The sequence below is a fragment of the Microbacterium phyllosphaerae genome, assembly GCF_017876435.1.
In the GTDB taxonomy this organism is placed as follows: Bacteria; Actinomycetota; Actinomycetes; order Actinomycetales; family Microbacteriaceae; genus Microbacterium; species Microbacterium phyllosphaerae.
On record NZ_JAGIOA010000001.1, the window covers coordinates 1,100,538 to 1,120,427 of the forward strand.

Annotated in this window: 15 protein-coding genes; 11 read left to right on the forward strand and 4 right to left on the reverse strand. The window is 67.9% G+C overall.

Annotated elements, in window-relative coordinates; all coding sequences use genetic code 11:
- Positions 1–140: 140 nt before the first annotated feature.
- Positions 141–1,226, reverse strand: a complete 1,086-nt coding sequence (locus tag JOF42_RS05210) for a hypothetical protein (RefSeq protein WP_210096891.1) — start codon at positions 1,224–1,226, stop codon at positions 141–143.
- A gap of 114 nt (positions 1,227–1,340) precedes the next feature.
- Between JOF42_RS05210 and JOF42_RS05215 the strand changes: the two genes are divergently transcribed.
- The 3 genes from JOF42_RS05215 (at position 1,341) to JOF42_RS18310 (ending at position 4,993) form a co-directional block, all read left to right on the forward strand.
- Positions 1,341–2,387, forward strand: coding sequence for an NAD(P)-dependent alcohol dehydrogenase (locus tag JOF42_RS05215; protein ID WP_210096892.1), 1,047 nt, complete (start codon positions 1,341–1,343; stop codon positions 2,385–2,387).
- A gap of 15 nt (positions 2,388–2,402) precedes the next feature.
- Positions 2,403–2,843 carry a hypothetical protein gene (locus tag JOF42_RS05220; protein ID WP_210096893.1) on the forward strand — a complete coding sequence of 147 codons (441 nt, stop codon included), beginning with the start codon at positions 2,403–2,405 and terminating at the stop codon, positions 2,841–2,843.
- Positions 2,844–3,166: 323 nt separating this feature from the next.
- Entirely contained in the window at positions 3,167–4,993 is a 1,827-nt protein-coding gene (locus JOF42_RS18310) for an HNH endonuclease signature motif containing protein (protein ID WP_504739534.1), read from the forward strand.
- Between the two features lie 158 nt (positions 4,994–5,151).
- Here JOF42_RS18310 and JOF42_RS05230 read toward each other — a convergent pair whose 3' ends face one another.
- The 3 genes from JOF42_RS05230 to wecB all read right to left on the reverse strand — a co-directional run bounded on the left by JOF42_RS05230 (position 5,152) and on the right by wecB (position 8,094).
- On the reverse strand, positions 5,152–5,826 hold the full coding sequence (locus JOF42_RS05230) for a GntR family transcriptional regulator (protein ID WP_210096894.1): 675 nt from the start codon (positions 5,824–5,826) through the stop codon (positions 5,152–5,154).
- Positions 5,826–6,638, reverse strand: a complete 813-nt coding sequence (locus JOF42_RS05235) for a GntR family transcriptional regulator (protein WP_210096895.1) — start codon at positions 6,636–6,638, stop codon at positions 5,826–5,828. The genes JOF42_RS05230 and JOF42_RS05235 overlap by 1 nt, the downstream gene beginning before the upstream one ends.
- 337 nt (positions 6,639–6,975) lie before the next feature.
- On the reverse strand, positions 6,976–8,094 hold the full coding sequence (gene wecB / locus JOF42_RS05240) for a non-hydrolyzing UDP-N-acetylglucosamine 2-epimerase (RefSeq protein ID WP_210096896.1): 1,119 nt from the start codon (positions 8,092–8,094) through the stop codon (positions 6,976–6,978).
- A gap of 94 nt (positions 8,095–8,188) precedes the next feature.
- Between wecB and JOF42_RS05245 the strand changes: the two genes are divergently transcribed.
- From JOF42_RS05245 to JOF42_RS05280, 8 genes are all read left to right on the forward strand, one after another.
- Complete coding sequence (locus tag JOF42_RS05245) at positions 8,189–8,944, forward strand: GntR family transcriptional regulator (RefSeq protein ID WP_210096897.1); 756 nt, start codon at positions 8,189–8,191, stop codon at positions 8,942–8,944.
- On the forward strand, positions 8,941–9,777 hold the full coding sequence (locus tag JOF42_RS05250) for an Ig-like domain-containing protein (protein WP_210096898.1): 837 nt from the start codon (positions 8,941–8,943) through the stop codon (positions 9,775–9,777). The genes JOF42_RS05245 and JOF42_RS05250 overlap by 4 nt, the downstream gene beginning before the upstream one ends.
- Before the next feature lie 152 nt (positions 9,778–9,929).
- The gene (locus JOF42_RS05255) at positions 9,930–10,106 is read left to right on the forward strand and encodes a hypothetical protein (RefSeq protein ID WP_210096899.1); all 177 of its coding nucleotides are present in this window, start codon (positions 9,930–9,932) and stop codon (positions 10,104–10,106) included.
- A 261-nt stretch (positions 10,107–10,367) separates the two neighbouring features.
- A complete protein-coding gene (locus JOF42_RS05260) occupies positions 10,368–10,982 on the forward strand; it encodes an archaeosortase/exosortase family protein (RefSeq protein ID WP_210096900.1) in 615 nt (204 codons plus the stop codon).
- 78 nt (positions 10,983–11,060) lie between these two features.
- Positions 11,061–12,413, forward strand: coding sequence for an XrtP-associated glycosyltransferase (locus JOF42_RS05265; protein ID WP_210096901.1), 1,353 nt, complete (start codon positions 11,061–11,063; stop codon positions 12,411–12,413).
- The gene (locus tag JOF42_RS05270; RefSeq protein WP_210096902.1) at positions 12,406–13,008 is read left to right on the forward strand and encodes a hypothetical protein; all 603 of its coding nucleotides are present in this window, start codon (positions 12,406–12,408) and stop codon (positions 13,006–13,008) included. The genes JOF42_RS05265 and JOF42_RS05270 overlap by 8 nt, the downstream gene beginning before the upstream one ends.
- Positions 13,009–13,059: 51 nt before the next feature.
- The gene (locus tag JOF42_RS05275) at positions 13,060–13,629 is read left to right on the forward strand and encodes a DNA-3-methyladenine glycosylase I (protein ID WP_210096903.1); all 570 of its coding nucleotides are present in this window, start codon (positions 13,060–13,062) and stop codon (positions 13,627–13,629) included.
- Between the two features lie 146 nt (positions 13,630–13,775).
- Positions 13,776–19,835, forward strand: coding sequence for an Ig-like domain-containing protein (locus tag JOF42_RS05280; RefSeq protein WP_210096904.1), 6,060 nt, complete (start codon positions 13,776–13,778; stop codon positions 19,833–19,835).
- Positions 19,836–19,890 lie beyond the last annotated feature (55 nt).

The window sequence follows — 19,890 nt, forward strand, 5'->3', positions numbered from 1 at the left end:
GATCTCGGCCGGCTTCGTCTGTCTGGTTCCGTCTGGTTCCGCCTGTCTGGTTCTGTCTGTCTGGTTCTGTCTGTTTGGCCCGGTCGGGGGCCGCGCGTGGGCGCTCCGTGCCGTCAGTGCCCGGGCTGGGGCGGGTGCCGTCAGCGTCCGGGCTGGGGCGGGTGCGGGGCGGGAGGCGGCTGTTGTCCGGTGGTGGGCGGGTACGGATGCTGTGCGGGAGCCGGCGGGTATGGATGCTGCACGGGAGCCGGCGGGTATGGAGCATTCGGGTTCTGTGCATACCCGTGCGGTGCCGCGGGATACTGCGCCGCTGGATACTGCGCCGCTGGATACTGCGCCGCTGACGACGAGGTGTCGCCTGTACTCGCCGAACCTCCGCTCGCGAGTCGCGAGTGCGCGCGCACGCGCAGGAGCACGGCGGTGAAGGCGAGGTACAGCACCCCGGCCGCCGCCCCGCCTCCGTAGAGGAGCAGGGTCGGAAGCACGGTGTTCATGCCGCGCGGAAGCTGGAGCAGCATCGGGAACACGACGTCGGGAGCGGCGACGAGCATGATGCTGGCGGCCAGCAGCACGACTGCCGGAAGGGTGAGCGCGAAGGGCGACCATCTCGTCACGGCGATTCCCGCGACCACGAGCAGTATGCCTGCGAACACCGCGAGGGACGCGCCGGGGCGGATGTCGAACTGGAACCTCTGCAGGGCGAAGAGCACTCCGTCGCCGATGCCCCAGACGATCGCCCAGGCGCCGCCGGCCAGCAGAACCGATGCGGCGATGATGCCGATCACGCTCAGCGCAGCACCCTTCGGCCGCGGATCCCGGCGGACCAGGGCGAGAACCAGACCCATCGTCCCGAGGGCTGTGAGCACGACGAGGGGCACGCCGTAGATGAGACCGTCGCCCCACTCGCGCGGTGCGATCCGAATGAGCCATGACAGTGTCACGGGGAACACCGCGACGATGAGCGGGGCGACGCTGAGGAGGCCCACGGCGATCAGGCCGGCGGAGCTCCAGATGCCGGTGAGTACGACGAGGACGAGCAGCACGAGCCCGAGCGTTTGCAGCAGCAGTGGCCCGACGAGAGGTGCGAAGTCGCCGTCGAATCCGTAGGCGAAGAACGTGAGCGTCACCGTCTGCCCTCCGAGGGACAGGAGTATCAGGGCGATCGGCGTGAGTACGAGAGCGATCACGATCGTGATCAGGCGGGCGGTCAAGGATGATCGGCGCATGGGACTTCCCCTCCGGAGTCGTAGCCCCCACGGTATCGATCCGAGCGCCGGAACGGCACAGGTTCGCCCCGTAGTGTCGACGTGTTCCACCCGAATCGACCCGAGGAGTCTGTGATGACCCGTGTCCACGCTTACGCCGCACCCAGCGAAGCCGCGCCGCTCGAGAAGACCGTCATCGAGCGCCGAGAGCTCGGCCCGAACGACATCCTGATCGACATCGCCTTCGCCGGCATCTGCCACTCCGACATCCACACGGTGCGTGGTGACTGGGGCCCGCAGAGCTACCCCCTCGCGCCCGGGCATGAGATCGCCGGCACCGTGGCTGCCGTGGGCGCCGAGGTCACGAAGCACGCGGTCGGCGACCGCGTCGGCGTCGGATGCCTCGTCAACTCATGCGGCGAGTGCCGCAACTGTCTGCGCGGCGACGAGCAGTTCTGCTCCAACGGAGCGATCTTCACCTACGGCAGCACCGACCGCGACGGCACCATCACCCAGGGTGGCTACTCCGAGCAGGTCGTCGTGACCGAGTCGTTCGCCGTGCGCATCCCCGATGCTCTCGCGCTCGACGTCGCCGCTCCGCTTCTCTGCGCCGGCATCACCACCTACTCGCCCCTGCGGCACTGGAACGTCGGCCCCGGCACCCGCGTAGCTGTCGTCGGTCTCGGCGGCCTCGGGCACATGGGTGTCCAGATCGCGCACGCCCTGGGCGCAGAGGTGACCGTGCTGTCGCAGACGCTGAACAAGAAGGATGACGGCCTGCGCCTCGGCGCCGACCACTACTACGCGACGAGCGACCCCGAGACGTTCGATGCGCTGCGCGGATCGTTCGACGTGATCCTGAACACGGTCAGTGCCGTCGTCGACCTGCGCTCGTACCTCGGACTGCTCGATGTGGGTGGATCGATGGTCTGCGTCGGTGCACCCGCGGAGCCGCTCGCCGTCAACGTCTCGTCGCTGATCGGCGGGCGCCGCTCGCTCGCCGGATCGAACATCGGTGGCATCCGCGAGACGCAGGAGATGCTCGACTTCTGCGCCGAGCACGGCATCGCATCGGAGATCGAAGTGATCAGCGCCGCGCAGATCAACGAGGCGTACGAGCGCGTGCTCGCCTCGGATGTGCGCTACCGCTTCGTCATCGACGCGAAGACCATCGCGGACTGACGTCTCCGTGACTGTGTGATCGAAGTGGCCCCGCTCGTCGAGCGGGGCCACTTCGTTGTTCAGGGGGGCGCTTTCGCGCCGCCGGTGGTGTCGGTGCCGTCGGTGGTGTCGGTGGTGTCGGTGCTGTCGGTGCTGTCGGTGTCGGTGTCGGTGTCGGTGTCGGTGTCGGTGTCGGTGTCGGTGTCGGTGTCGGTGTTGGCGTTGTCGTTCTATTGGTGTTGCCGTTCTGTTGGTGTTGTCGTTCTGTTGGTGCTGTCCTCCCGGCGTTCTACCCCCGACGTTCTCTCGCGAAGTTCTACCCCCGACGTTCTCTCGCGAAGTTCTCTTCCCGAAGTTCTCTTCCCGACGTTCTCTTCCCGACGTTCTCTTCCCGACGTTCTCCTTCCGACGTTCTCTCGCGCGGATGCGTCGACTGCGGGAAGCCTCGTGGCACGACTGCTGCGGGAAGCCTCGTGACCCGGCTACTGCGGGATGCCTCGTGACCCGGCTACTGCGGGACGCCTCTCCGGTTCGTGCTTCTCATCGGGACGCCTCGTCGATACGCCTCTTCGATACGCCTCTTCGGGACGCCTCTTCGGGACGCCTCTTCGGGACACCTCTTCGGGATGCCTCGTCGATACGCCTTTCCGGTACGTGTTCCTGTCGCATCGGTGCCTTGGGCACGCCGCGTCCCTGCCACGGTGCAGCATGCTGGAACGCTGGGATACGTGCTCTGATCTGGGGTAATTCGGGTTCATTTCGGGTCTTCAATGTCGGTGGTCCCGTGTTGACTCAGGGGTATGAACAGCACTGTGGAGCTTCTGGATCGGGTCACCGCCGACCTCGACACGGTGCTGTCCGACGACGCGCTCGCGGGGCTGAGTGACGCGGACCGGATCACCGTGTTGCAGGGGGCGGGGGCGGCGTTCCGGCGGGTCGAGGCGGTGATCGTGGAGACCGTCGCGACCGGCGATGCGGCCGACGTCCCGCATGTGGCGGGGTGTCGGGGTCTGAATGAGTTGTTGCAGCGGATGCTGCGGGTGGATGTGCGGGGTGCGGCGCGGGTCGACAGGGTCGTCGATCTGGTGCGGCGTCCGGTGAGTCTGTCGGGGGAGCGGATGCCGGCCCGGTGGGCGGAGTTGCGCCTCGCGTTGCTGGACGGGGTGGTCGGGGTGGCCGGGTTTCTCGCGGCGACGGGGCCGATCGAGAGGGTGTGGGATCGACTCACGATCGATCAACGCCTGGCGGCAGACGTGGCGTTGGCGGGGTGCGCGCGGGGTCACGGCCTCGCGGCCGAGGCCGATGTTGACGATGGCCTGGACGCTGATGCGCCGGGGCCTGCGCCGACGGTGCAGGATCTGAAGGCTCTCGCGGAAGATCTCGCGTCGATGTTCGACCCTGACGGGGAAGAACCCAAAGATGAAGACGCGCGCCGTCGCCGGGGGATCACGATCGGCCGATTGAAGGACGGCATGCATGCGATCCGCGGGTACCTGACCCCGGACGCGGCCGCACAGCTGCAACTGATCCTGGACGCGATCCTGAATCCGAAGGGGGACGGCCCGCCGATGCCGGGCGTGAACTTCGCACCGACCGACGCTGCGGATGCCCGTCGTGGCGGTGGGGAGGCTGGTGCGGACAGGTGTTGGCCGCGCGTCGATGTCGATGTCGAAAGTGATGGTGATATCGGACCCGACGCCGACGCCGACGCCGACGCCGACGCCGACGCCGACGCCGACGCCGACGCCGGTGATGGTGATGGTGATGGTGATGGTGATGGTGATGGTGATGGTGATGAGGCTGCGGCGTCTATCGGTCGGCAACGCATAGATGTCGATATCGACGTCTATGTCGCCGGTGATGGTGACGTCGGAACTGATGCCGACGACAGTGACCCGTTCAACAGCGACCCGCGCTGCGTTCTCGATGATCGGACCGCGGCGCAGAAGCGCCATGATGCTCTCGCGATGGTGTTCGGAATCGCTGCCCGTCACAAGGACATGCCGACTCTCGGTGGGTCGTCGCCGGTCCTTGTCGTGAACGTCGACGCGAACGACCTCGCCGCCCATGGTGGCGGCGTGGCCGGTGCCGCCTCCGGTGCCGTCTTCGGAGGCAATCCCTACGGAACGAGCCGCAGCCATGGCAACGGCGGGTGGGCGACGATTCCCGGATCCGGCGCCCATGTCCCCGTGTCGGTCGCCGCGCAGGTCGGATGCGCCGGCACGATCCAACGCGTCCTCATGGACGAGGGGCGGATCATCGGGATCACGACCACCGACCGGGTGTTCACCGTGCATCAACGCCGAGCGATCGTCGCTCGTGACAAGGAGTGTCTGATTCCGGGGTGTCATGTGCCGGCGTCGTGGTGTGAGATCCATCATGTGACCGAGCACGCGAGGGGTGGGCCGACGCACACGGATAATGGTGTGCCGTTGTGCTGGTGGCATCACCGAAGTCTCGGCACGTCGGGGTGGGAGATCCGGATGAACGCGGGTGTCCCACAGGTGCGGGGCCCGAGATGGTGGGACCCCGACCAACGATGGCGCACCCCACGACTCAGCCTCCCGAAAGAATCTGACCTCTTCGGTATTTCCCACGTACCCACGAATCTCGCCCGAACCGGTTAGTGCTTCGCTGCCGCCCTCTCCTCATGGCCGCAGAGATGCATCGCTCCTCTGCGTCTGCATCGCTCGTCTGCATCGCTCCTCTGCGTCTGCCTCTGCGTCTGCCTCTGCGTCTGCGGCCTCGCCGCGCACCAGCATGTCGCCGATCGATCGGATCCCGCTCAGTCGGTCGGGTCTGTCTCGCGGTAGAACTCGATGAAGTTGCTGCGAGTGGTCTCATGCAGTTCGTGGATGAAGTCGCCGGCTCGCTCGCCGTCACGCTCCGCGAGCGCCGCGGTGATCGACCGGAGGAACTCCAATGCCTGCTGAGGTGTGCGCAGATTCTCTCGGGGGGTCAGGAAGCGCACGAGCTGCAGCGACAGCGATTCGGCCTTCGCTCGCAGCACGGAGTTCGGCGTGGCGCGCACCAGCACGAGGAAGTACTCGCGGATCGTCCGTCCCAACGCTGCGGCATCGCCCTCGAGCGCTGCGGCCTCGACCTGCGACAGCCGTTCGGCGAACTCAGCGATCTGCGTATCGGTCAGGTCCGCCGCGCTGCTGCGCGCGATGTGCTCGTGGATCGCGCCCGTGACGAACAGGCCCTCGTTGATCGCGGCGACGTTGACAGGCGCGACCCGAGTATGGCGATGCGGCACGAGCTCGACCACGTCCTCCTCGGCGAGACGGTTCAGCGCCTCGCGGATCGGGGTGCGCGACGAGCCCAGCCACGTCATGAGCTCCTCATCATGGAGGATCTCGCCCGGCTCGAGAGTGCCATCCAGGATCGCGCCGAGGATGGTGTCGTAGACCTCATCGCGGAGCAGGCGTCGTGGCTGCGGGGCGTCTGTCGTGGGCATCACGCCACCTCGTTCTCAGTCGGCACGGCCGCACTCGGCACGGCGGCAGTCGGGGTGGACGCAGCCGGCGTGGATGCAGCCAGTGCCGCGGCAGCCGGTGCAGCGGCAGTCGACGCGAATCCGACTGCCGCGGATCCGTCGGCAGTGCCGCCGATCTCGGCAGCATCGCGTGCCGTGACGCTCGCCGCGCCCGCGGTGAAATAATCCCGCGTCGCGAGAGCCGCAGCATCCGCGTCTCCGGATGCCGCCGCCGCAGCGAGCGCGTCGAGCGCCGCAGACGTCTCGGTCGCGTCGAGCGCGCCCGGTCGAGCGGTGATCATGCGCGTCACGTGCGGCACCGATTTCTCGCGGATGCGCTGCACGAGGGTGTTGCGGTAGCGGTCGATGAACACGTTCATCAGCGCGTCGACGATGCGGGCTCGCTCGAGCGCGTCGGTGTTCTGACTCACCGCTCGGTGCAGATCGCGGATCTGTGCCCGGTCGGCATCCGTCAGCAGGGCCGTCGCCTCGCGTACCGTCGCCGAGTACACGACGCCGAGCATCTCCATCTCCTCTCGGAACCGGGTCGGATCCAGCGGAGCGATGCGGGTGCCTTTCTGGGGGAGAACCTCGATCAGCCCCATGCCTGCAAGGCGGTTCACGGCCTCGCGGATCGGAGTGCGAGACGCACCCAGCCACGTCTCCAACTGCTTGTCGGAGATCGGCTCGCCCGCTGCAAGATCACCGGCGACGATGGCATCCAGCAGCGTGTCGAAGATCTGGTCGCGCAGCAGCTTTCGAGGCATCCGCGCCGGTGTCTTGGGGACTGGCATGCCCCTGATGCTAATCGGAAATGCGCTAGATATCTAATATTTTGGGGTACTACGGCGCTGCCCTGAGCGATGTGTCGCACGTGCTGAGCATCGCGGGAACGCCCTGCTGAGCGAATCGCCGAGCCCCTGAGTGATTCGTCGAAAGCCCTGAGTATCCCCGCCTGAGTATCGCGCCCGGGTGGCTCGCGTGGGCAACGTTCGATTGTCAGGTCCGAAGATCACGTCTGAGCAGCGCCTCCTCAGCATCGCCTCCTCAGCACCGCCTCGTCGGCACCGCCTCGTCGGCACCGCCTCCGCTGCATCGCCTCTCAAGAATCAGACCATCGCTCTCCCTGCGTCACGCGGCGAGGCCGTGGCTCGGTCGCGCACTGCGATCCGCGATGGCCGTCGCGAGGCGCGCGATTCTGGCGCTGGCACTGCCGTCTCCGTAGGGGCATGGTGTGCCGGAGAGGTGATCGGATCCCTGGGAGATGAGACGATTCGCTGCCGCGGCGATGTCGAGCCCGGGGGTGACCAGCTCCGCGAAACCGGCGTCGATGGATTCGGGTCGCTCGGTGCTGCGGCGCACCACGAGCAGCGGGCGACCGAGCACGGTGCACTCCTCCTGAAGGCCTCCGGAGTCCGATACCAGGAGCGTGGCGCGTGAGGCGAGTGTCAGGAACTCCTGGTGATCCGCCGACTCGGCGACGATGACCCTGTCGAGCAGATCAGCGAGGTCGAAGCGGGCGATCGCCGCACGGGTGCGCGGGTGCGCGAGCAGCAGCACCGGGACGTCGATGTCGCCCAGCGCGCTCAGGACCCGGGCGAGTGCCTCTCGGGTGTCGGTGTTCTCCGGACGGTGGATCGTCGCCAGGACGAACCGCTCGGGGACCCGCCCTTCCGGGAAGAACGCCTCCACGGGAGCGGGGCCGTGTCGCAGTGACTCGCGGGTCGCTTCGACGATCGTGTTGCCGGTGACGACGATCCGCTCTGCGGGGATGCCTTCGCGCCGCAGGTTCTCCGCGTTGTGCTCGGTCGCGGCGCAATGGACGTCGGCGAGAACGCCGACCACGAGGCGGTTGAGCTCTTCGGGCATGGCTCGGTCGTGCGACCGCAGACCGGCTTCGACATGGATGACGGGGATGCCGGCATAGTTGGCCGCCTGAGCGCCCGCCGACACCGCGTTCGTGTCGCCCTGCACGATGACCGCCCGTGGCGCCTGACGGGCGAAGAGTTCGGTGAGAGCGCTGATCGCCGTCGCGATCTGCATGCCGCGGTCCCTCCCGCCGACGCCGTCGAGCACGACGTGCGGCTCGCCGATGCCGAACTGCTCGAAGAATCGTCCCGACAGCTCTCGGTCGTAGTGCTGTCCGGTATGCACGATCAGCGCGCGATCCCCCAGCTCCCTGATCACGGGGGCGAGCTTGATGATCTCGGGTCGGGTGCCGAGCACGATCGCGATGTCCTTCTTCGTCATGGCTTCTCTCAAATATTAGTGGATTTGTGATTACTACTTAAGTATGTCATCCTCTAATCATCCAATATGTTAGTTCGATGAGAGAGGCGAGATCATGTCGATGGGCTCCCTGGAAGAGCAGCTGCGCCCGCAGCTGCTCAGCGGTCTTGCCTATGAGCGGCTCTTGGAGGAGATCGTCAGCGGACGGCTTCCACGAGGGCATCGACTGCGCCTCGACCTGCTCGCGCACAGCTGGGCGGTGTCGCGCACCCCGGTCCGCGAAGCTCTCCAGCGCCTCGCCGACATGCGCTTCGTGCACGTGTCGCCCAACGCGGGCACACGCGTCGCCGAGTGGTCGGCGGTCGACATGATCGAGCGTGCTCGGATCGTCGGTCGGCTGCTCGCGGGGGAGTCGTCATGCCTCTCCGCCGCAGCGGATCCGCAGCAGACGATCGTCACCCGCGCTCCCGAGTGCGAACTGCGGGGCTATCTCGATCTCGCCTCGCATCTGATCGAGAGCGAGTTCTCTCGACTCGGCCCGCGCATCGTGCGTGAATACGTCGAGCCGCTGCGTCTCTTCGTGAACCCCGACACCGCAGCCGCGCACGGCATCGAACTCGACCGCGGCCGCGACCGGCGACGCGAGCTGCTGAGCGCGGCTCGTGCGGCGCTCCACCGTGATGATCCGGCAGCGGCGCGGGATGCCCTCGCCGCACTCTCCGTCCAGGTCATCAGTGCGCTCGAATCCTCCGCCCCTGCGCCCGAGCGATCGGGTGCCCCTCAATCCCCCCGGAAGAAAACGCACGACTCCGTGCACAAGTCCGCTCTCGGTGCCACGCACCGCGAGCTCATGCGAAAGGCAACACCATGAACAAGACCATGAAGATCACCGCAGGGTTATTACTCGGCGGCGTCGCCCTCTTCGGCGCGGTCGCACCGGCGAGCGCCCAGACTCCCGGAACGGCCGTCGGCACGCTCGCGCAGGGCACCTTCAAACTCGACGCGTTCGTGCAGGGCGCGCAGCCGACGCTGAGTGCGACGGGCTCCGCCGTCGTCTCGATGCCGGCGGTGGGCGCCACGGGCACCGTCAGCAGCGGCGGACTCTGCCTCGACTACACCGGTGCCGGTGAGCCGATCGCGGCCGTGTGCAACGGCTCCGCGAACCAGCTCTTCAGCGCCGAGCGTGGCGCCGACGGCTCGACCTTCTCGCTCAACGCGGTCAACCGCCCCGTCGACACACGCCGCCTCACGCTCGGCTCCTCCACCACCGAGGGCAAGCTCATCCTGCGCTCGTACACGACCGCCGGCACTCCGTGGCTGAAGAGCGGGCTCACCGCCAGCCACTCGTCGGTCTCGCTCGACGGCGCCTCGGGCGGCCTCAAGCCGACGTTCTCGGGCGTCGGCGAGCCCGGCCTCACGGTCGAGGTTCGTGGGCAGGACGGCACGCTGCTCGTCACCGCCACGGTCGCGGCGAACGGCACGTGGAGCGCGCAGTCGACGGTCGATCTCCCCGAGCAGTCCTACACGGTCACGGCCGTGCAGAACGACGGCACTGACACCAGCACCGATGACCTGACCTTCACGGTGGTCGCCGCACCCGTGGCCGACCCGCTGCTCGCAGGTGGTGCCGGCATGCTGCTCGTCGTCGGTGCCGCGGCGGTCTACGCCGCGAAGCGTCGCCGCACCGCGCAGGTCACCTCCTGAGTGCCGGGTCGTGCGGATGCCCGCTCACCGCGCCGCATCCGCGCGACCCCATCCCGGCCGAGGATCCCAAATCCTGACCGTCGCGGCCACACCCCCACGTGGCGATCGCCCGAAACTCCCACTTCCTGAAAGAAAGAAAGGAACCCCTGCGCATGTACGGAGCGAATCCTCCCATCGTCGGCACCGCGCTCAGCGGCACGCTCGCCGCGACAGGTGCCGACCCCACCTGGCCTCTCATCATCGTCGCCGTGTGCCTGACCGCGGGTGCTCTCCTGATGATCCGCGAGTCCTATCTGCGCCGCTCGGCAGACTCGCTCGTCGACGCCTGACACGGCGAACCGACCCCATGAACGGGGCGTGCGGTGAACTCCCCTTCGCCGAACGCCGCCCTTCGATCGGCACCCCACATCGTCGATCGAGCGTCCGCAGTGCCGGTCCCGGCCGTGGCTGATCTCCCCATCGGCCCGGTCGAATCGCTGAGCGATCCCCTGACCGCCGCACAGGACATCGGGTGCGGGCGAGCACATGCTCGTCCGCACCTTTCACCACGACCTTTCGCCACGACCCTTCTCCTCGAGACGAGCACACAGATGACCACCGCACTGCCCGCCGTGTCCGCCCAGCCCCAGGGGCGGCGCCACCGCAGGCTCGCATCCTCCCCGCGACCACGGCCGCGATCGCGGGCCGTCGACCACGCAGCCCGCATCGTCTTCGCCGCCGCTCTCGTGGGGGCGATCGTCTGGATGCTGCTCCAGGCCGACGTCGTTCGGGCGGGCGAGGCACACCTCGCCGCCTGGTGGATGGATCTCTGGATGCCCCGCGGCGTCACCGCGTTCGAGGACACCTACATGCTGTGGATCAGCGAGAACCATCTCGTCGGGTTCCAGGTGACGGCCGAGTGCACGGCGATCATCCTGCTCGCTCCCCTCCTCGCCCTCGGGGCCGTGATGATGCTCTCGACGAGAGTGTCCTGGTTCCGCGGAGTCGCAGGGATCGCCGCATCCGCCGCAGTGATGCTCCTGGTCAATCAACTGCGCCTCGCGCTCATCGGCTGGTCGACCCAGCTGGGCGGCCTCGACGCCGGCTACGAGATCGGACACCGCTTCGCAGGTTCCGTCGTCGGCATCGCGGGCTTCGCGGCGGGGCTGATCGTGCTCATCGCCGTGGCGGGCGTCCGTCGTCGTCGACGACCGGCACGGCCCTGACGACCGAAGACAGAACGACTCCGCGACCGAAGACCCCTCACGACAGATCCCGCTGACGGCCTCACGAAAGGACCTCTGATGCTCTCCCTCCTCGGCTCCATCTCGCTCGTCCTCACGGTGATGTTCCTCGCCTACATGACGTTCATCCTCATCCCCTACGTCCGGCACAGGAAGGAGAAGCCGGGGGACCCCGCGCTCTTCGACTGGCACATCTTCGTGCCGTGCCGTGACGAGGCCGCCGTCATCGCCACCACGATCGCGCGCCAGCGCGAGCGGTTCCCGCAGGCCCACCTCTGGGTGATCGACGACGACAGCGACGACGAGACCTCGGCGATCATCCAGGCGCACGCGGATGTCGACCCGTTCGTGCACCTGGTGCAGCGCCGGCGACCCCTCGCGCGCACGGGGAAGGGTGATGCCCTGAACAGCGCGTACGACGCACTCAACGGATGGCTGCCGACCGACGCCGACCGCGACCGCATCATCGTGACGGTCGTGGATGCCGATGGAGAGATGGCGGAGAACGCGCTCGCGGCGGTGGCAGCCGACGACTGCTTCGGCGATCCGGTGGTGGGAGCCGCCCAGATCACCGTCTGGATGAAGAACCGCGACGATCGCACGCCGTACCCCGAGAAGGGGAGGCTCGCGAACGCCTTCGCCCGATATCTGATCCGGATGCAGGACGTGGAGTTCCGCACGGTGATCCTGGCGATGCAGTCGCTGAGGTCGAAGACCGGCACGGTCGGACTCGGCGGCAACGGGCAGTTCACGCGGCTCTCGGTGCTCGACCGGATCGGAGAGGGGTACGGCGCACCCTGGCACGGGGCACTGCTCGAAGACTACGAGCTCGGGCTTCACGTGATCCTGGCCGGCTACGAGAATAGTCAGGTCCATGACACGTACGTCGCGCAGGAGGCGCTGCCGAGCCTTCGGCGTCTGCTCGCCCAGCGCACGCGCTGGTCGCAGGGCAACATCCAGTGCGTGAAGTACATCAAGGACATCGTGCGCTCACGCCACTTCGACAGCTCCGGCGTCCTGGAGTGCCTCTACTACCTGTTCCTTCCCTTCCTGCAGATGATCGGTCTGATCGTCATCCTGCTCACGCTGGCATTCCACGGCGCGGGCGTGATCGCCGATCCGGCAGCGCTCGACGGACTCGTCGACAATGCGTGGGCGTTCGTCCTTCTCGGGATGCTGTTCGGCATCGGACCGTTCGTGATCTGGGGCATCCTGTACAAGCTGCGCTGCGAGCCGGGTTCGAGCTGGTTGCAGGCGGTGAGCTGGGGAGCCGGCCTCTTCTTCTTCGTGCAGTACATCCTCGTGTCGGTGACGCGGGCCATGCTCCGTGTGGTGCTCGGCCGCAACGGGTGGGCGAAGACCCGACGTAACGCCGAGACGCATGTCGTCGGTCCGGTCGCTGTCGATGTCTGAGCGTTCGGCATCCGTCCCTGCGTTATCCGTCGAGAGCCCGGTCGGCCCGGTCGTGGCGGGGACCGTCGCCGCGCTCCTGGACGCCGCGGCGGTGGTCGGCTGCGCGAGCATCCTCTGGAACGGGGGAGGCTCGACCGTCGTCGACGGCTCCTGGGTCTCGCAGGCCGGATGCCTCCTGCTCGCCTCATCGCTGCTGCTGATCCGGCTCGCGCTCTCCCTGTCGCTCGCCGTCGAACGGGTGGTCGTCGCGATCGACATCGCCGTGCTCGCCGCGCTGGTGTCGGCATGGGGTCTGTCCTCGCGCTACTTCGTCGGCTGGCTCGCCACGTATGGCGCGCTCGTGCTGATCCTCGCCTCGCTGTGGCATCTGCTGGCGATCCTCGTCACACGGCACCGCGTGGACGGGACCGACGGAACGGTGGCCGCTCTGCGCGCCGGATGCGTGGCCGTCGCGCTCGTCGCGCTCGTCGTGGTGTCTCCGATCCACGCGTGGAGCCCCCGGATCCTCAGCGGTCTGGTCGTGCTGATCAGCGGCGCCGTGTTCTTCGCGTTCGTGCTGCGGATCTGGATCAGGGCACTGCGCAGGGTCGGCTGAGGCTTCGGCTCGCCCGATCCCGGTGTCGGTGCCGCCGGATAACGTGGGTGCATGACTTCGCTGATCGCCGGGCCCGACCACCGCGAGCGCTGTGCGTGGGTGGGCGATGACGCCGAGTACCGCCGGTATCACGACGAGGAGTGGGGTACACCGCTGCACGGCGACCGGGCACTGTTCGAGAAGACGGCGCTCGAGGGATTCCAGGCGGGGCTGTCGTGGATCACGATCCTGCGCAAGCGGCCCCGATTCCGCGAGGTGTTCGCAGGATTCGAGCCCGAGGCGGTCGCGGAGTTCGACGAGTCCGATGTCGAGCGACTCATGGCGGATGCGGGGATCATCCGTAACCGCGCCAAGATCGAGGCCACGATCGGCAACGCACGTCTGGTCCGAGCGATGGATGACGGCGAGTTCGATGCCCTGATGTGGTCGTTCGCGCCGGCGCCCGGCATCCGCCCCACGTCGTTCGCCGACGTCCCCGCGGTGACGCCCGAATCCACCGCCATGAGCAAAGAGCTGCGGCGCCGCGGGTTCCGGTTCGTGGGTCCGACGACCATGTATGCGCTGATGCAGTCCGCGGGCATGGTCGACGACCATATCGAGGGGTGTTGGCGAGCGGTCTGATCTCGCCGACGCGGGTCGGGGGAGCAGTGGACAATTCTCCCCATCGTGGCCGGTATTTCGGCCGGTTAGGATGAACGGGTGCGCCGTGCACGCTGAGTGCATCGGCCGAGAGTCTGCGGATGTACGACCCTGGGGGGGAACCGGGCATGAAGGCGTTGTCATGGATGCGCGCGCGACCGAAGACATTGGCGTCGGCGGCAGGGGTGACGGTCGGTGTCGTGGCCCTCACCACCATGGCCTTCACGTATGACGGTTTTCCCACCACCAAGGTGGATCTCAATGACGGCGGCGTCTGGATCACCAAGGCGTCCAGCCTGCTCGTCGGGCACTTCAACCACGAGTCCACGGTGCTCGACGGCGGACTCCGCACGACCGGCGAGAACTTCGACATCCTCCAGGACGAGACCAACATCCTCGTCACCGACACCAGCGCCTCGACCGTCACGTCGATCGATCCGGCGCGGGTGACGCTGGGCGACAGCGCCCGCATCCCGACATCGGCGAAGGTCGCCCTCGGGCACCAGACGGCCGCGATCCTCGACCAGAAGTCGGGCGATCTGTGGGTTCTGCCCGTCAAGGGCATAGCCGGTTTCAAGATCGAGGCCACCGACCCCGTCGCCGAGCTCGGGCCCAACGCCGACGTCGCCGTCGCCGAAGACGGCACCGTGTTCGGTCTGTCGTCGGAGCGCGGCGAGGTCGTCACGGTCCCGGTCGACAACGAGGGTGAGGCGCTCGATCCGTCGGCCGCGTCGGTCGGCGAGATCGACGACTCCGAGGCGCCGCACATCACCGCCGTCGGGCGCACGCCTGTCGTGCTCGACGCCGCCGCCGGCGTCGTCACGACTCCCGGCGGATTCCGCACGGAGATCAGAGACGCGGCGGATGCCGTGCTCCAGCCCGCCTCCGCCACGAACGACGCGGTCGCGCTGGCGACGAAGTCGGCCCTCATCACCGTGCCCTTCGACGGTGGCGAAGCCGTCGTGAAGGACGTCGGGGGCGACGGCTCGCCCGCGGCTCCCGTCTCGCTGCGCGGATGCACCTATGCCGCCTGGGCCGGTTCGGCGACGTTCCTGCGGGAATGCCCGGGCGAGGCCAACGACGTGAACGAGCGCATCGAGGGCGCCGAGCAGTCCCAGAGCCTCACGTTCCGCGTGAACCGCGACGTGATCATCCTCAACGACGCCGTCGGCGGAGCCGCGTGGATGGCCAACGAGAGCCTGCAGCGCGTCGACAACTGGAACGATCTCACTCCTCCCGAGGGCGAGACCGAGAACGAGGACGACTCCACCGAGGAGACGGTGGAGACCACCCTCCCCGACCGCAAGGAGGAGAACACTCCTCCGATCGCCGAGGACGACGAGTTCGGCGTGCGCCCCGGTGCATCGACGCTGCTCCCGGTCCTCGACAACGACAACGACCCCGACGGCGACGTGCTCGTCGCCGCCCTCGCCGAGAAGCAGCCGTCGATCGGCACGGTGCAGCCGATCCAGAACGGCGGCTCGCTGCAGATCGCGGTCGACGAGAAGGCGACCGGATCCACCACCTTCCAGTACGAGGCCAGCGACGGCCGCAAGGGCAAGGACACCGCCACCGTCACACTGACCGTGCACGACTTCGATGTGCACAACGCCCCGGTGCCGAAGCGCAAGACGACCCTCACGGTCGAATCCGGCGGCACCATCTCGTACAACGTCCTCCCCGACTTCATCGATCCCGACGGCGACGACATCTATCTCAAGGGCGTCGAGCCGGCGCCGGGTGACGAGGTCGACTTCAGCACCGACGGCCAGATCACCTACAAGGCCACCGCGAGCCTGCAGGGTCGCAAGGAGGTCGGCGTGACGGTCGCCGACGGCTACGGCGAGACCTACGTGGGCACGATCACCCTCGATGTGCGTCCCGCCGGGTCGACCGACCCCAAGACGAACGCCGATCACGTGATCACGCGGGTCGGCGAGCAGGTCTCGGTGGCACCCCTCACGAACGACACGAGCTCGGGCCGCGAGTCGCTGCGCCTCGGCAACGTCGACGAGGTGCCCGGTGCGACCGTGACCCCGGACTACACGAACAAGACGTTCCTGTTCTCGGCGGAGGCGCCCGGCACCTACTACGTGCAGTACCTCGCGACGGCCGGACCCAAGAGCGCTCAGGGCCTGGTGCGCGTCGACGTGCAGGAGGCGAGCGAGAACGATCTGCCGCCGGTCGCGGTGCGCGATGTGGCGCTGGTGCCGAGCGGCGGCGACGTGCTCGTCGGCGTCCTCGCCAACGACACCGACCCGGCCGGCGGGATCCTGGTCGTGCAGTCGGTGAGCCTCGAGCCGAACAGCGGGATCTCGGTCTCGGTGATCAACCACGAGACCCTCCGGATCACCGATCAGGGTGCGCTCAAAGACCAGGTGCGCGTCAAATACCGCATCTCGAACGGCTCGAAGTCCGCCGAGGGCGAGGTCGTCGTGATCCCGATCCCGGCACCCGACAAGATCATGCCGCCGGTGGCCGCACCCGACAACGTCTACGTGCGAGCGGGCGACGTCGTCACGATCCCGGTGCTCGACAACGACACCCACCCCAACGACGACGTGCTGCACGTGGTTCCGGAGCTGGTCGAGACGCCCGAGCCCGAAGACGGCGAGGCGTTCGTCTCGCAGGACACCGTGCGGTTCAAGGCGGGGCCGGAGGCGAAGACGGTCTACCTCACCTACGAGGCCGTCGACTCACGGCAGCAGAAGGCCGCCGGGTACGTGACGATCCAGATCCTGCCGATCGACGCGAAGACCAACGCGGCTCCTCGCCCGCAGGACATCGTCTCGCGAGCGCTGGCGGGCACCGAGATCAACATCGCCGTCCCCCTCGACGGCATCGACTCGGACGGCGACTCGGTCGAGCTGCTCGACATCGCCTCCAGCCCGAGCAAGGGCCGGATCACCGAGACCGGCGCCAACTACTTCAAGTACGAGGCGTTCGACGGCTCCGCCGGTGTCGACACGTTCAAGTACCGCGTGCGCGACCGCCTGGGCAAGGAGGGCATCGCGACGATCCGCGTCGGCATCGCCCCCGCCGAGGAGATCAACCAGCCCCCGTATGCGGTGAAGGATGCCGTCGTCGTGCGGCCCGGGCGTGAGATCGCCGTGCCGGTGCTGGCCAACGACTCCGACCCGGAAGGTGACGAGATCATCCTCGTCAGCGAGAAGAACGGTGGACTCGAGGTCCCTGAGGAGCTGACGGCCCGAGTCTCGGGCGACCGTGTGCTCGTGCAGGCGCCGAACGAGGAGATCGAGACCTCGCTGCAGTACACGATCCGCGACGCCCGAGGGGCGACGGCCTCGGCGACGCTGCAGGTCACGGTCGACGAGAACGTTCCGCTGCAGGCGCCCGTCGCGCGCGACGACCGCGTGCGGCCCGAGGATCTCAAGGACGGCACGCTGACGGCCGACATCCCGATCCTCAAGAACGACGAGGACCCGGACGGCACGACGGACGCGCTCGACGTGACGCTCGGCGACGGTGCGACCGCGCTCGAGAACGGATCGGTGCGAGTCACGGTGGGTGAGGAGCAGCAGCTCATCCGCTACACGCTGACCGACCGCGACGGCCTCGAGGCGTCGGCGTTCATCTTCGTCCCGGCCGAGTCGGGGCTGCGCCCCATGACGGACCTGACCAAGCCGGTCGAGGTCATCAGCGGCGAGACCAAGGTCCTGCCGCTGTCGGAGTACGTCACCGTCGCCGGTGGTGGCACGGCGCGGATCACCGAGCACTCCAAGGTGAGTGCCGTGCACGCCGATGGCGCCGACCTCGTGCAGGACGAGAAGACCCTCGTCTACACCTCGAAGGACGGATACTTCGGCCAGGACGCGATCACGTTCGAGGTGACGGACGGTACGGGCCCCGATGACCCCGAGGGTCGCAAGGCGACGCTGACCATCCCGATCGACGTGCTGCCGCCCGACAACCAGCAGCCGGTGTTCGTGAACAGTCAGATGCAGGTCGCGCCCGGTGAGGATGCGTCCTCGCTCGATCTCGCCGCACTTACGACGGATCCCGATCCCGAAGACCAGGACAACCTCGAGTTCACCTTCGTCGACGGAGACGGCGACGGTGTGACCGCGGACGTCAAGGGATCCGAGCTCCTGGTGAAGGCGTCATCGGATGCCAAGAAGGGCACCGCGATGACGCTGAACGTGCGCGTCACCGACGGCGAGACCGAACCGGTCGACGGCACGGTGACCGTGACCGTGTCGGCGTCGACGCGCGCGATGCCCACGGCGAACACCGACACGATCGCCGAGGCCGATCAGGGCAAGTCCGTGACCGTTCCGGTGCTCGCCAACGATTACAACCCGTTCCCCGAGACGCCGCTCAAGATCGTCTCCCAGAACGTCGAGGCCGGAATGGGCACGGTCGAGCGCCAGGGCGACGAGCTCGTCGTGACTCCGGCGGCCACCTTCGTCGGCACGATGGTCGTGCGCTACCGCATCCAGGACGCCACGAAGGACACGGAGCGTGAGGTCAACGGGCAGGTCGTGCTCACGGTGCAGGGTGTGCCGGATGCGCCGGGAGCCCCCGTGGTGACCAGCGTGCAGGACCGCACGGTGGTGCTCTCGTACTCGGCCCCGTCGAACAACGGCGCCGAGATCACGAAGTACACGGTCAAGTCGGTCGGGGGCAGTGCGTACTCGAAGGAGTGCCAGTCGACGACCTGCACCCTGGACGGTCTGACCAACAACGTCAAATACACCTTCCAGGTCACGGCGACGAACCGCGTCGGCGAGAGCAAGCCCTCGGGCACCTCGGGAGAAGCGCGCCCCGACGCGCGCCCCGACACCCCCAACCCGCCCACGCTGAAGTTCGGCGACAAGTCGCTCACCGTGAGCTGGACGACGCCCACGACCCCGGGTTCTCCGGTCGAGAGCTACACGCTCGAGATCTCTCCCGCGCCGCCGTCCGGCGTCGCGCAGAAGGAGGTCACCGGCAACTCGATCGTCTGGAACGGCCTCGAGAACGGGTCGAACTACCAGGTGCGCGTGCAGGCGCACAACCTCGCGCCCGAGCCCTCGAGCTGGAGCAACTGGTCGGCATCCGAGATCCCTGCGGGTCCGCCGATGCAGCCGGGCGCGCCGACCACGACCGAGCTGGCACCGGTCGGTGACCAGGCCCAGATGCAGGTGAACTGGGCGGCGCCGAACTCGAACGGTGACGCGATCGACGGCTACACGCTCGAGGTCTACGAAGGCTCGACCCTGCGGAACACCCTGACGCCCGGGGCGGGTGCCACCTCGCAGGCGGTCACCGTGCCGACGTCCGAGACGCCGTACACGTACCGCATCCGCGCGCACAACAAGGCGGGCTGGGGCGAGTGGTCCGGGATGTCGGCCCCGCGTCGAGGAGTCGTCGCGCCCGGCGCGCCGACCAGTCTCGCCGCGGCGCCGCATGACCGCTACGTCGACGTGACGTACAACCCCGGGTCGCGCAACGGCGCCAGGGAAGGCGAGATCAGCTACCAGTACTCGCTCAACGGCGGAGGATGGCAGGGCCTGCAGGGCAACCGCATCGGCGGTCTCTCCAACGGCACGACGTACAACATCCAGGTCCGGGCCGTCGCCAGCGTGGATGGCGGCACCTACGCCGGAGCCGCGTCGAACACGGCGAGTGCCGTGCCGTACGGCCCTCCGTCGGCTCCCGGGGCGGGCGCGCAGAACCTCGGCACCCAGGTGAAGCTCACGTGGAACTCGAACGGCTCCGGCAACGGCCGTGCCATCCAGCTGACGCAGATCGACATCGGCAACGGCTGGCAGGACGTGCCGCAGAGCGGTGAGCGGATCGTCGGCAACGGATACCAGCAGACGCACAGCATCCGGGTGCGGGCTCAGGACTCGGCCGGACAGTGGACGCCCGTCGCATCGGCATCCGCTCGCACGAGCGATCCGCCCGCGGAGGTCCTGAAGACGGGCAAGGGCGCGTCGGGCAGCTGGCCGGGAGAGTGCGACACCCCGACATGCGCGTACGTGACGCTCAAGGTCGAGAATTTCCGCAGCCCTGGCACGTACACACTCCGGTGCGACGACGGCGGACAGTTCGGCAACTCGAGAAGGGCCGTGCCGGAGAACGGCACGGTTCAGCTCGGTTGCTTCTACGGCAATCCTGGCCGGTCGATCCGCGTCTACATCGTCGAGCTCAATCGGTACGCCGACGCGCTCGTCTGGTATTAGCGCGCCGGCGACGGCGCGCCCCGATGACCTTCACAGAACAGGGAAACCCACACTC